The organism is Streptomyces umbrinus (assembly GCF_030817415.1).
Classification (GTDB): Bacteria; Actinomycetota; Actinomycetes; order Streptomycetales; family Streptomycetaceae; genus Streptomyces; species Streptomyces umbrinus_A.
Map to the genome: position 1 here is coordinate 6398112 of NZ_JAUSZI010000002.1, position 13482 is coordinate 6411593.

The window sequence follows — 13482 nt, forward strand, 5'->3', positions numbered from 1 at the left end:
ACCCGCGTCCGCCCCGGGAGGGGGCGTGGCCATCGCTCCGGGAGGGGCGTCGCCACCTACCAGCCACCCTCTCCCGGCACCAGCCGGCCCGCCTTGCGGTACTCCCGCCGGGCGCCCTCCAGCAGGTCGTCCGTCGTGACCGGTCCGCGGCGCCCCGCAGCGGTGTAGGCGGCGGTGACGACGGCGCTGCGGATCGAGCCGCCGGCCATCTCGAAGTCGCGGGCGACCGCCGCCGGTTCGATGTCCTCGGTGCACGGGACGTGGGCGAGGCTGTGCTGCCACAGGGCCCGGCGCTGCTCGGCGTCCGGGAACGGGAAGTCGACCACCAGGTCGAGTCGCCGGGTGAACGCCTCGTCGATGTTGGCCCGCAGGTTGGTGGTGAGCAGGGCGATGCCGTCGAAGGACTCCAGGCGCTGCAGGAGATACGCGCTCTCCATGTTGGCGTGCTTGTCGTGGGAGTCCTTGACCTCCGAGCGCTTGCCGAACACGGCGTCCGCCTCGTCGAAGAGCAGCACGGCGTCCGTGCGGTCGGCCTCCGTGAAGATCCGTTCGAGGTTCTTCTCCGTCTCGCCCACGTACTTGTCGACGATCGAGGAGAGCTGGACGACGTAGAGGTCCAGGCCGAGTTCGGCGGCGACGACCTCGGCGGACAGCGTCTTGCCGGTGCCGGACTCGCCCGCGAAGAGCCCGAGGACACCGTGGCCCCGGCCGCCTCCGGCGCTGAGCCGCCAGTCGCCGAGGACCTGGTCGCGGTGGCGGGCGCGCAGGGCGAGTTCGTGCAGCTGGGCGAGGGGCCTGTCCGGCAGGACGAGGTCGTCCCAGCCGACGTCGGGCCGGATCCGGCGGGCGTGCCGCTCAAGACCGGACGCGGACTGCTGCCGCGCGGCGAGCCGCAGATGGGCGGCGGTCACCGGGGTGCCGTCGAACCTGGCGAGGTTCAGGGCCGCGCGGGCCGCCCGCTCGATACGGTCCCCGCCGAGCCGGTACGGGGCGACGGTGGCGGCCAGGTCGAAACCCGGACCGTCCGGCCCGGCACCGAGCGCGGCCGACCAGGTGTCCACGGCGCCCGCATGAGGCCGCGGCGCGTCGAGGACCAGCGGATCGCGGTCGCACCACTGGGGGTCGTACGGCCCGGACCCGACGAGCACCACGGGTACGCCGGCCTCCGTCATGGCCCGCAGCAGCGGGCCCGGCCTCTCCGGCAGGGGTGACACGACGATCGCCCGGTCGCGCAGCCGGGCCTCGCGGAGCACCCGCGGGAGGACGTCGGAGAGGAGTTCGGGGAGCGGCTCCCCGGCTGCCGTGGGCGTGAAGTGCAGGGCCCCGACACCCGCCGTGCGCAGGGCGGCCGCGGCGCACACGAGCCCGTCGCCCTCGCGGTGCTCGCGGAGATAGACGGTGCGGGGGCCGACGGCCAGCCGGGCGGCCAGCCTGGCGGTGAACTCGTCGTGCGAGGCCGAGGGCAGGGGCAGAGGTACGGACGAGGGCGAGTCGAGCGGGTGGACGCTGCCGGCGAGCGCGGCGTCCGGGGTGTCGTCGCCGAGCAGATGGGCGACGAGCCGGTCCGGTACGCGCAACGAACGGCTGAGGAAGGGGTGTTCGGGTTCCTCGACGGCCAGCAGCCCGAGCGCGGACAGCGGCGCCGAGGGGTGGAACCGGGCCCGCGCCTCGGCGAGGTGCACGGGCAGCCCGCACAGGTCGAGCGCCAGCCCGGCGGTGGCCCGGCGCCTGCTGACGTCGTCGTTGAGGTACCCGTACAGCGGCTCGAAGGAGCGGTCCAGGTCGGGCGCGAGGGCGATGAGCAGGATCCGGGTGTCCAGCTCGGTCAGCCCGAGACGCACCGCGAGCCGCTCCAGCCGGGTGGCCGGGGCGGCGGACTCCGCGCCTTCGGAGACGGACGTGTCCTCGGAGCCGGGCGCGTTCTCGAACACACCGGCGTACGACACCGCCGTGGGCCCCAGCAGATGTCGTACGGCCTCGTCGGAGAGGTACAGCCCGCGCAGCGGATCGTCCGCCGTGGGGTCGACGGCGCTGCGGCTCGCGACCAACTCGGCGACCCGGTCGCGCAGCCGGGCGAGGCGGACGAGAAGCGCGCCGGACGTGGGGGAGGCGGTGGGGGCGTACGTCTTCACTGCTGCGGTTCTCCGGTGTCCGACGCGGTGGCCGGCTGCCGTGGCCGGTGGGTGCGCTCCTGCGAGCCGTCCAGCGTGCCGTCCATGCCGCGTACACGGACCACGCCCTCCGTGACCGGGGGACCGACGTCGTACTCGGGGAAGGCCGGGAAGGGCGCGGTGACCACGAGGTCGAGGGACGGCTTGAGTTCGCCGCCGAGGGCCGACCAGATCTCGGCGAGGGACCGGGACTCGGTGTGCAGCCCCGCCACCGTGAGCGGGACGGACAGGCCCAACGCGCCGAGTGCGCCGGGGAGTTCGTCGGCGGCCAGGAGTTCGTGCGGCAGCATCGTGGTCAGTACCGCGGAGAGCAGCCGGTGTTCGTCCTGGGGCTGTTTGGTCCAGGCGGTGACCAGGTACGACAGCCGGAACCAGCGGGGCGGCTGGCGGCGGCGCACGATCACGTCGCGTTCGTCGCGGACGGAGACCTGGCCGCGCTGGCGCCGGGAGACGTCCTCCCGGATGTCATACAAGTAGGCGTTGACGGCGGGCGCGTTGCGCCGGGCCGCCCAGTCGCGGGTCGGGGCCTCGAAGGCGATCTCGATGCCGGAACCGGCGAGCGCGCCGCCCCCGAGCAGCCGCTTGAGGACCTCGTCCACCTCGTGGATCACCGTCGTGCTCCTGCCCTGCCGTGCCTGTGCCGTGTTGCCGCCGGAAGCCGGAAGCCGGAAGCCGGAAGCCGGAAGCCGGAAGCCGGAAGCCGGAGGCCCGACCGGCCCGTGCCGACACCGGTTCCGCTGTCGTGACCGATCGTGCCCTACCGATCGTGCCTGTGGAGCCCGAGGCTCCGCAGGCACGCCGGGGACGGCCACCGGGCAGACAGGATTGCCCAACTGTCCACATTCGATTGCCCGTTCGGTCAGATGTAGCCTTCCCGAAGGGCATGGGCCACGGCGTGCGCCCGGTTGCGCAGATGCAGCCGGGTGGTGAGCCCATGCATCACGTTCTTGACGGTCCGTTCGGAGTAGGACAGCTTGCTGGCGATCTCCCCGGTGTCGAGCCCTTCGGCGACCAGCCTCAGTACGTCCACCTCACGCGGTGCGAGTCCCGAAGGGGGAGCACCGGGATGGCCGGTCGCGGTGCGGTGCAGCGACCTCACCTGGCTGATCAGTCGGCCGAGCAGATCGGCGGGCAGATCGCCGTCGCCGCGGGAGGCCGCGAGGACGGCCTGCACCAGCCGGTGCGCGGTGGCCTCGTGGCGCCACACGATGGCCCCGGCGCCGGAGTCGATGGCGTCGAGGAGTTCGCTCTCGCGGATCGCACTCACCACGAGGACGGCACGGGCGCCCTCGCTGCGCACGAGTCTGCGCAGCCGGGAGAGGGTGGCCTCGTCCAGTGTGTCGTTGACCAGCAGGGCGATGGTGTCCGGCCCGGTCTCGGTCTCCTCACGGAGGTCGATCACGGGGTGCTGCCGAAGCTGGCCGAGCACTCCCTCACGGGAGATCGGGTCCCACGCGTGCACCGACACCGGTATGCGGGGCTCGGATCCGTCCGTGCCGGGAGCCGAGGTCCCGAATGAGCTGCGCAACCGAATCCCCCATGTTCACGGGCCCGTCACCTCTGTGGGGTCCGTGACAGGCGTGCACACACCACACTTCTGTGACTCGTGTGGCCGGCGCAATCGTGGAGCACCACGAGACACACCACGAGATCGGCGGCATCGCGTTCCCGGCCCGTGGGTCATGTCACGCAACGAGGGTCCCGCTCCACCCCGTCCCACACAGCGGAACGCACCACGGCCACGAGGGAGGCAGGGATGTCCGTAGCGTTGTTCGAGCGCCGGGAGGAGCTGGAGCTGGTGGCCGCCGAGGCCGAGCGGGCCCGGGCCGGATCCGGCCGTCTCGTCCTGCTGCGCGGCGCCACCGGCACCGGCCGTACCGCACTCCTGGAGGCCGCCGCCGAGCAGGCGGAGCAGGCCGGCATGCGCGTTCTGCGGTCCCGCTGCTCGCCGGACCAGACCTCCGTACCGTTCGGCGCCGTCTTCCAACTCCTCGCGCACGGACCCGGGTTCGACTCGGCCGCGGGGGAGGAGCCGGACCCGCCCGGCACCCCGCCCCACCGGGGCAGGGCCGCGCGGCTGTGGCGTCTGCTGCGCAGTTACGCGGATGACGCGCCGCTCCTCGTGGCCGTGGACGACGTGCACCTCGCCGACGAGTCCTCGCGCCGCTGGCTGGTCGAGGCCGTGCGGCGGATCGACCGATTACCTGTGCTGATGGTGGTGACCGAGCGCAGCCAGTACGACATCGATCCGCCGGCCGACGGGCTGGCGCACACGCTCTCCCCCGCCCTCGTCCGCACCCGCACGCTGGCCCCGCTGAGTGCCGACTCCGCGGCGGAGCTGGTCCGTTCGGCCCTCGGCCGTCCCGCCCCGGCCGAGTGGGTGGACGACTGCGTACGGGCGGGCGCGGGCAGTCCGCTGCTCCTGCGTGCCCTGCTGGACGACGTCGTGAGTACTGCCCCGGAGGACACCTCGGCGGCCCTTCCGGACAACTGCGCGGCGCTCTACCCCGGTTCCTACGCGGCCGCCGTGTCCTGGTGGCTGGACAGCGCCGGGCCCACGACCACCGAGGTCGCCCGCGCGCTCGCCGCTCTGGACGACGACGAGGACGACGACGAGAAGGACGGGGACAGCGCGAGCGGCGCGGGCGGCCACGGGGACGCCGACGCCGGGCTGCTCGCCAGGATGGCGGGCGCCGACCCCGCCCGTGTACCGGGCTGGCTCACTGCGATGACGGGCCTCGGGCTGCTGCGCCCCGGCCCTGGCGGACGGCCCCGCTACGCCCATCCGCTGCTGCGGGACGCGGTGCTGAGCAGTTGGTCGGGCGCCCTGCGGCAGGCGGCTCACCACCGGGCGGCCGAGGCGATGCTGCGCCGCGGCGACCGTGCCGAGGCGGTGGCCGGGCAGTTGCTGCGGTCCGCTCCGGTCGGCGAGGCGTGGGCGACGGGTGTCCTGCTGGACGCCGCGGGCCTGGCCGTCCGGGACGACCGCAGCGACGATGCCCTGGCGTTCCTGCGCCGCGCCCTCGACGAGCCGATGCCGGACGCCCGCCGGAGCGTGGTCCTCACCGAACTGGGCTCGCTGGAGTACGCCACCGTCCGGTCGACGGCCGGGATACCGCGGCTCGCCGAGGCGATGCGGCTGCCGGGGCTGCCGCGCGACCGGGTGCGCGCGGCGGTGGCGCTGGGCACGGCGCTGGCCCGGCAGGGCGAGGCGCGCACCGCGATCGACGTGCTGCGCGGCCTGGAGGACGAGCATCTGACGGGCCATCCGGATCTGGTCCGCACGGTGCAGACCGCCTCGGCGCTGCTGTCCGACCACGACCCGGGGACACGGCGGGAGGTGTACCGCTGGCTGCGTGAGACCGCCGAACGCTCGCCGCATCTCGTCGGCACGGCCGGGCAGGCGCTGCTCGTACGCTACGAGTCGACGGCCGGTCTGACCTCGGCGACGTCGGCGATGCGCCGGATCCGCGCCCTGCTGGCGCAGCCGGCCGACCCGCTCGCGGAGGGGTTCCTGCTGGGCACGGCCGCCGCGGTCGCCCAGTGGGCCGATCAGCTCGACGAGGCCGAACGGCTCGTACGACGCGGCCTGGCCGGGCAGCGGCCGTCCCTGCTGCACCCGATGCACCTGGCGCTGCTGAACGTACGGGTGGACATCGCCGCCGCCCGCGGCACGTACGGCGAACTGCTCGCCGATCCAGCGGCGTTGAGCCCCGTCGCGGGCCGGCCGGATCCGGCCAACGCGCAGGCCCACGCGCTGATCGCGCTCGTCGAGACGGGCCGCACGGAGGAGGCCACCCGGCTCGCGGACGGCTTCGACCTCCAGAACCCGCACGACTCCTGGGAGTTGAACCGCTTCCTCTACGCGCGCGGTGTCCTGCGCGCGGCCACCGGCGATCCGGCGGGCGCGCTCGGCGACTTCCTGGAGTGCGGGCGCCACCAGTCGGCACGGGACGTGGCGAGCCCGGTCGTCACCCCCTGGCGGACCGCGTCGGCGGAGTGCCACCTGGAGCTCGGCCGGCCCCGCCAGGCACTGGCCCTGGCCGAGGAGGAACTCCGCCTCGCCACGGTGTGGAACACGCCCCGTGTGCTGGGCCGGGCCCTGCGCGTCCTCGGCACGGCGACCGGCGGCCGCCGAGGCCTCGATCTGACGGACAGGGCGGTACGGGTCCTGCGGCAGGGGGCCGGCGGGGCGTCGGCCGGAACACCCGATGTGACACCCGAGGCGACCCCGGAGGCGACCCCCGACGGTGGTGGGACCGCGGCCCCGGGCGGAGAGCCGGTCGAAACGGAGCTGATTCCGGCGCTGATCGCACAGGGGCGCCGGCTCACCGCCGTCGGGGAGCGGGCGCGGGCCCGCGAGGCGCTCCGGGAGGCGGCCGAACGCGCCGAACGCCTCGGCGCGGTCCGGATGCGGGAGTCCGCGGAAGCGGCCCTGCGCGAGGGCGGCGCCCGCCGCGCGGCGACGGCACGGACGGGGTCCGGGTCGCTCACCGCCAGCGAGCGCCGGATCGCGGAACTCGCCGCGCAGAGCCGTACGAACATGGAGATAGCGGAGCTGCTGCACCTGGCCCGGCGTACCGTCGAGACCCATCTGACCAGTGCCTACCGCAAGTTGGGCATCCGCCGCAGAGCGGAACTCGGCGCCGCGCTCACGGACGCCGGGTCCCGCTCAGGTCCGCCCGAAGACACTCGGGCATAGGCAGTACGTGCCCTACTTGGTCGTGCGGTAGGCGCTGTAGACCGTCTGCTTCAGGGTGTTGCCGTCGGCGTCGGTGAGCGTGGCGCGCAGTGAGACCGTGCCGGGCTTGGCCGGGCTGCGCAGCTTGAGGACCTTGCCGTCCACGGCCTGGGCCTTCTTCCAGGTCCCGCCGTTGTCGTAGGAGACGGCGAAGGCGAGCTTGCGCAGCGAGGCGACCTCGGTGGCCGTGCCCTGGAGGGTGAAGGGCACGGTGAGGGTCGTCCTCGCCTTGGCCGTACTGGCCAACGACAGCTTCGGAGCGAAGCGGACGACCGTCAGCGGAAGCTGCTCGGGCGTGTCACCGGCGACGTGCGCCGAGGCGAAGGTCCAGGTCGCGGCGACCCGGGTGCTGACGGCGGACTGCGCCGGGGAGCGGGAGACGTCCACGTCGAGCTTGTAGGTGCGCCGGCCGGCGGGGACCGTGTGGGACTCGCCGTTCAGCTGTTCGTCCACGGCGAAGATCTTCTCGCCGTCGGCGTGGAGCGAGCTCCGGGCCTTCGTGTGGACGGAGGTGCCCACGTTGCCGCCGCCGTCGGAGAACAGCGGCAGGTACGCCGAGAAGGTGTCGCCGGAGCGGATCGCGCCCGGCCGGTCGAAGCCGTGCGCGAGCGGACCCGAGGGGAGGGACGGGCCGAAGACGCCGATGTTGAAGCGCTGGGTGTAGTCCCTGCCCGCCGCGTACGCCCTGGGCGCGCCGACCTGGGCGCTCTCCCACGTCGGATCGCCCTCCTCGTCGGGGGCGCCGAGCTGGCTGACCTGGTAGAACCACTTGATGCCGTTGGGCAGTACGTAGTCGGTGCCGGTCAGCGGCAGACGGCCCGGCGTCTGGAAGAGGTTGAAGTAGCCGCCGGGCATCAGCGGCGCGGCCCAGACGGTCGCCGTCTTGCCCTTGACCGGCGCCCCGACGACGACCTTGACCTCGGTGAGCTGCGAGCGCCTGACGTTCTTGGTGAAGCCGGACAGGTCGCCCGTACGGTTCCAGGCCAGCCGGTAGTTGACGGCCTTGTGGGTCCAGATGCCGTGGTACATCGCGGACGCCTCGGCGGCCGGCACCGGGGCGCCGAGCTGTCCGACGCGCATGCTGCCGAAGGAGGGGGCGTCGTACAGAGACGTGTACGGCTTGTTGTTGACGTCGACGTGGAAGAAGAACATCGCGCCCGCGGGCTTGGCCGCGCCGTCCGGCACGGTGACCTCGACGGGCTTCGTCTTCCGGGCGTCCATGACCAGGGTCGTGTCCTTGGTCAGCGCGAACTTCGGGTGCAGCAGCACGGACCGTCCGGCGCTGCCGGTGAAGAACCTTCCTTCCAGGGCGTAACGGCCCTTCGGCAGACGGATGGTGACCTCGCCGTCCCTCTTGTCGGAGGCATCCGTCCAGATGTCGTTGTCCAGGCCGTAGATACCCGTCTCGGCGTCGTCGGGGACCTTGCCCTCGAGGTCGAGGTGCTTGATGGTCAGGTCGTACGACTCGACCTCGCGGACGACGCCGAGGGAGGTGCGCGCGGTGGTGCCGTCGGCGGTGGTGGCGTCTGCGGTGGTGGCGGTCACCGAGCCGCCGAAGCTGCCGTCGGCCGCTCCCGCACGGGTGTCGGCGGTCACGGTGGCGGTCGCCTCCCCGCCCGCCGGGACGGTGAGTTGCTGCGGCGAGACGGTGAACAGGCCCTCGGCCGCGGGCTTTCCGTCGTCGCCGTAGGCCTCGGTGGCCAGGTCGAGGGTGACCGGCCCGGTACCCGCGTTGCGGTACGTGACGTCCTTGGTGACCGGCTGGTCGTCGGTGTGGGGGAACTCCTGTGTCCCGAAGTCCAGCGAGGTCGGGCTGCTGGTGAGCTGCTGGGTGATCGCCCCGGCGACGTCCACCCGGCCGGTGCCCTGCGTGTACGCGGAGGTGGCGGCGGTCGGCTTCGCGGAGGCGGTGAGGGCGGCCTTGATCCGCGCGCCGGTCCAGTCCGGGTGCTGCTGGGCCAGGATCGCGGCGGCGCCCGCCACATGCGGGGTCGCCATCGACGTACCGCTCATGGAGACATGGCCGTCGGCGGCGGGGTCGCCCATGAAGCCCTCGGCGGCCTTGACGGCGACGATGTCCACGCCCGGCGCGGTGAGGTCGGGCTTGAGGGAGCCGTCGGCCGTGGGACCGCGGCTGGAGAACTCGGCGATGGCGTCCTGGCGGTCCACCGCGCCGACGGTGAGCGCGGCGGCGGCGCTGCCGGGCGTGCCGACGGTGCCTTCCTTGGGACCATCGTTGCCGGCGGCTATCACGAACAGGGCGCCGGAACTGGCCGACAGGTCGTTGACGGCCTGTTCCACGGGGTCGATACCGGGCCTGTCCTCGCCGCCCAGGCTCATGTTGACCACCTCGGCGCCCTGCGCGACGGCCCACTGCATACCGGCGATGACACCGGAGTCCTCGCCCGAGCCCTCGTCGTCGAGCACCTTGCCGACCAGGAGCCGGGCGCCGGGTGCGACGCCCGCGTACTTGGTGCCCGCGGGAGACGCGGCACCGGAGCCCACGATCGTCGAGGCCACGTGCGTGCCGTGGCCCGCGCGGTCGACGCTGTCCGCGGCGGCGGAGAAGTTCTTCTCCGCGTCGATACGGTCCTTCAGGTCCGGATGCGTGGCGTCGATGCCGGTGTCGAGGACGGCGACCTTGACGCCCTTGCCGTCGTACCCTGCCGAGTGGGCCGCCGGTGCGCCGATCTGCGACACGCTCCTGTCCAGGGTGGCCTTCACCTTCCCGTCCAGCCAGATCTTCCTGACCTTCGCGGAGCCGGTGCCACTGGTGAGCGTCTTCCACAGGGCGGAGCCCTCGGACTTACGGGCGCGTACGGCGTCGCCGTTGATGCTCGGCAGATCCCGGCGGACGGTCGCGCCCGAACTCCGGAACGTACCGGCCGACAGGGACGTGCCCTTGTCGTACGTGACGATCAGCGGCACGTCGGAGCGGCGGGCGTCGTCGTAGTGCCCGCCGACCAGCCGCTTCACGTCGAACAGCCGCCGGTCGACCGTGCCGTTCGCGATCAGCGGCTCGGCGTCGCGCGGCACGACATACGCGTGACCGGCGGCCTGCTGGACGCGGAAGCCGATCCCCTTGCGGCCCTCGGCGGCCACCACACCGGTGACCTTGCCCTTGGCGTCCAGGGCCACCTTGTCGCCGGTCACGAGCGTGACCGTCCTGGCGGAGACGGGGAGGGGGGCTTCGGTGGGGGCGGCCTGGGCGCCGCCGGACGTGCTCACCAGCAGTCCGGCGCCGAGCGCCGCCGCGAGAGCGGCAGCCGACGGGACCGTCATGACCGTTCGTTTCCTGTGCTTGTGCGATTTCAACTCGGGCCTTTCGACATGGTTCATGGCGATGTGATCGCGGGCTCGGGGCAGCATCAGGGCGCGGCGGAGCGACGCTGTGGCCGCTCGGCCGCGTACTGGGAAAAGGACAGAGAGGAGAACTGCGAGGAGGGACTGCGAGGGGATCGGGCCGGACGAGGTGCCCGGCCGGACAGCGGCGCTCGGTCAGCGGCGCTCGGTCAGACGAGGCGCTTGCGGCCCCAGAGAATGACGAACGCGGCGATGCCGGCGGTCAGGGCCAGCAGGATCGAGGCGCCGAGCCACTGCATGGAGGACATCTGGGAGATCGGGATGTACTCGACGTTCCAGCCGACGACCTGTGCCTTCTCCAGGCAGGCGTTGGCGGCCTTGTCCGTCGGCTCGTTGCAGCTGCCGTAGCCGATGAGGTCGCCGGACGCGGTGAGGTAGGACTGGTCCACGGCATAGGCGCCGTCGGGCAGCTTCGGGAAGTTGTCTCCCCCGACACCGTTGGTCGTGACGGTGATGACGTCCCCGAGGGACATCCGGAAGTGCGACCACACCATCTGCACGACGACGGCGAAGCCGAAGGTGACGACGATGGACAGCAGGGTCCGGCGCAGCAGCATGCCGATCGCGATGCCGCCGACGACGGTGAACAGGGTGAGCGCCACGGGCACGGGTCCACTGCTGTCGAAGGCGTTTCCGTCGGACCAGTCCAGCGCGTACTGCGACGACTTGACCGGCGACCACCACCAGGTGAACACGGCGGAGGCCGCCGCGGTGGACACCGCGACCACGAGTGCGGTCACCCCGAGCTTGGTGGCGAGCCAGCGGACGCGGCTGGTGGACTGCGCGTTGACCAGCTTGGCGGTGCCGCCCTCCAGATCCCCGGCGAGCAGCGGCGCGCCCAGGAAGACACCGATCAGGATGGGCGCGTAGCCGAGCAGTTGGCCGGCCATGCTGAGCGGCGTCCGGTTGAACTTCTCCTCCCAGCCGGACTTCAGGTCCGGCCAGCCGTAGCCGTCGAGGTACGTCACCATCTGCTGGCGCCCGTAGAGCATCAACGCGACGGTGATCGCGGCGGTGGCCAGCAGGGTCCAGTACGCGGCCCGGTGCTGACGCCAGACGAGCCAGTTCATGCCGCTGAGCCGCAGGCCACGGCCACGGCCCGCCTGGGGGTAGGCGGATTCGGCGGGGGCCGGTCCGCCGGTGCTTCCGGTGCTGGTCATCGTGCTCATGCCGCCACCGCCTGCGAGGCGACGTAGGAGCTGGGACTGATCAGGGGCGGTGCCTCGGGCGAGCGCAGATAGGCGAGCAGGAGTTCCTCCAGGTTCGGGGTGCTCGCCTGCCAGGGGCCGCCGTTGACCGGCCCGTCGGGGCGGACCAGCGCGGTGAACTGCCGTCCGCTGGTGCGGGTTTCGACCACCGTGTGGTACGCCACCTCCGCGGGCGCCCGCCCGTCGGAGTGGACCCCGGTCAACACGGCGTGGGCGGTGCGGAGTTCGTCGACCTCACCGGCGAGCCGCAGCCCTCCTTCGGCGATGACCAGCAGGTAGTCGCAGGTGTTCTCCAGCTCGGCGATCATGTGGGTGGACATCAGCACGGTGGTGCCGCGCTCGGCGGCCTCGGCCAGCAGGGTGCTCATCAACTCGTGGCGCACCAGCGGGTCGAGGTCGGACATCGGCTCGTCGAGGAGCAGCAGATCGGGTCGCTTGCCGAAGGCGACGGCGAAGGCCACGCGGGTGCGCTGGCCGCCGGAGAGGGTGCCGATCCTCGCCTCGAAGGGCACGTTGCCCGCGCGGACGATGTTCTCGGCGGCCCGCTGGTCCCAGCCGGGGTTCAGTTCACGGCCCAGGCGCAGGGTCTCGGCGACGGTGAAGCGCTTGAACAGCGGCTTCTCCTGGGCGAGGAACGCCGTACGCCGGCCGGCCTCCGCGGACTGCGGGGCCGCGCCGAACACCCGCAGGGTGCCGGAGGTCGGCTCCAGCAGGTTGGCGGCGATGGACATCAGCGTGGTCTTGCCCGCGCCGTTGGGGCCCACCAGACCGCAGATCCGCCCGGCCGGCAGCCGGAAGGAGCAGTCCCGCAGGGCCCAGCCCCGCCGGTACCTCCTGCCGACCGAGTGGGCCTCTATCGCGGACTCGCCCGCGAGGCCCCCGTGTATCTCGTATCCCTCGCGTCCCCCGTAACCCGCCCCGTTGCTCATCATCCGTGCCCCCCGTGTCCCCCGTGCCCGGCGGCCGCCCTGGTCTCGGCGTACCGCTCTTCCATCACCGACGTGACCAGCGCGGTCACGTCCTCCTGCTCCAGACCCGCTTCGTGGGCCCGGTCCATCCACGCCTCCAGCTCACCCCGCAGCGGTGAGTCCGCCCCCGCCTGAGGACGGGCCAGCGACTGGCGGACGAAGGTGCCAAGCCCCGGCCGCAGTTCGACCAGGCCCTCCCGGTCCAGCTCGCGGTACGCCTTGAGCGTCGTGTTCGGGTTGACCGCGGAGGTGGCCGCGACGTCCTTGGCCGTCGGCAACTGGTCCCCGGGCACCAGTACGCCGAGGCGCAGGGCCTGCTTGGTCTGCTGAACGATCTGCTGATAGGCGGCCACCCCGCTCCGCCTGTCGATCCGGAACTCCAACCTCCATCACCACCCTTTAGCTAATGAACTAGTGGATTGATGATGGAGATGATGGAGTACGGATCGCGTACCTGTCAAAGACCCCAGGTCTCCGCCGTGAACGCCTTGACCTGAACCAAAGTTGAGGTTCTACGTTTCGCGTATGGACACCACGAACGCCACGAACCCCGCTCTCTCCGCCCAGGACGCCGACGAGCGGCTGATCCGCGAACTCGTCGCACGCAGCCAGGAAGCTCAGACCGACCCGGAGGTGCTCCCGGCCCTGCACACCTCCGACCTCGTGCTCATCAACCTCGCCGGGCGGCGTGTCTTCGGACGGGAGGCCTTCGCGTCGGCCATGGCCACGGCGCTCGCCTCCCCGCTCAGGGACGTCAGGACCACACTGGAGGTCGACGACATCCGGTTCGTACGGCCCGATGTCGCCATCGTGAGCCTGATCAAGACGGTCCACGACGAACGGCCGGACACGCAGGGACAGGGCCCGTCCGACTTCCCCGCACGCGGCGCGATGACCTACGTCATGACCCGCGACGAGGACGACGACTGGCGCATAGCACTGGCACAGACGACACCGATCGCCTGAGCCCGGCACGACAACACCCCATGTCCGGGGCTGAACCAGGACATGGGGTGCTTCGTTACGGGGAT

The 13482-nt window shown here is 72.4% G+C and carries 9 protein-coding genes; 2 read left to right on the forward strand and 7 right to left on the reverse strand.

The annotated features are described in order from the left end of the window. Positions 1 to 56 precede the first annotated feature (56 nt). The 3 genes from QF035_RS28180 to QF035_RS28190 form a co-directional block, all read right to left on the reverse strand. Complete coding sequence (locus tag QF035_RS28180) at positions 57 to 2132, reverse strand: ATP-binding protein (protein WP_307523360.1); 2076 nt, start codon at positions 2130 to 2132, stop codon at positions 57 to 59. Continuing rightward, positions 2129 to 2782: a DUF4255 domain-containing protein gene (locus tag QF035_RS28185; protein ID WP_307523361.1), complete on the reverse strand. Its 654-nt coding sequence runs from the start codon at positions 2780 to 2782 to the stop codon at positions 2129 to 2131. The genes QF035_RS28180 and QF035_RS28185 overlap by 4 nt, the downstream gene beginning before the upstream one ends. A 248-nt stretch (positions 2783 to 3030) precedes the next feature. Continuing rightward, positions 3031 to 3699 (reverse strand): helix-turn-helix transcriptional regulator, encoded by a 669-nt coding sequence (locus QF035_RS28190; protein WP_307523362.1) that lies wholly within the window; start codon positions 3697 to 3699, stop codon positions 3031 to 3033. A gap of 228 nt (positions 3700 to 3927) precedes the next feature. Here QF035_RS28190 and QF035_RS28195 point away from each other — a divergent pair, with 228 nt between their 5' ends. Then, positions 3928 to 6873 carry an AAA family ATPase gene (locus QF035_RS28195; RefSeq protein WP_307523363.1) on the forward strand — a complete coding sequence of 982 codons (2946 nt, stop codon included), beginning with the start codon at positions 3928 to 3930 and terminating at the stop codon, positions 6871 to 6873. A gap of 12 nt (positions 6874 to 6885) precedes the next feature. On the opposite strand, the gene QF035_RS28200 is transcribed toward QF035_RS28195, so the two are convergent. From QF035_RS28200 to QF035_RS28215, 4 genes are all read right to left on the reverse strand, one after another. After that, complete coding sequence (locus QF035_RS28200; RefSeq protein ID WP_307523364.1) at positions 6886 to 10281, reverse strand: S8 family peptidase; 3396 nt, start codon at positions 10279 to 10281, stop codon at positions 6886 to 6888. 143 nt (positions 10282 to 10424) lie between these two features. Then, the gene (locus tag QF035_RS28205) at positions 10425 to 11444 is read right to left on the reverse strand and encodes an ABC transporter (protein ID WP_307523365.1); all 1020 of its coding nucleotides are present in this window, start codon (positions 11442 to 11444) and stop codon (positions 10425 to 10427) included. After that, the gene (locus QF035_RS28210) at positions 11441 to 12415 is read right to left on the reverse strand and encodes an ABC transporter ATP-binding protein (protein ID WP_373466739.1); all 975 of its coding nucleotides are present in this window, start codon (positions 12413 to 12415) and stop codon (positions 11441 to 11443) included. Before QF035_RS28210 ends, QF035_RS28205 begins: the two co-directional genes overlap by 4 nt. After that, on the reverse strand, positions 12412 to 12834 hold the full coding sequence (locus QF035_RS28215) for a GntR family transcriptional regulator (protein WP_307523366.1): 423 nt from the start codon (positions 12832 to 12834) through the stop codon (positions 12412 to 12414). Before QF035_RS28215 ends, QF035_RS28210 begins: the two co-directional genes overlap by 4 nt. Positions 12835 to 12976: 142 nt before the next feature. Between QF035_RS28215 and QF035_RS28220 the strand changes: the two genes are divergently transcribed. Next, a complete protein-coding gene (locus tag QF035_RS28220; protein ID WP_307523367.1) occupies positions 12977 to 13417 on the forward strand; it encodes an SgcJ/EcaC family oxidoreductase in 441 nt (146 codons plus the stop codon). Positions 13418 to 13482 lie beyond the last annotated feature (65 nt).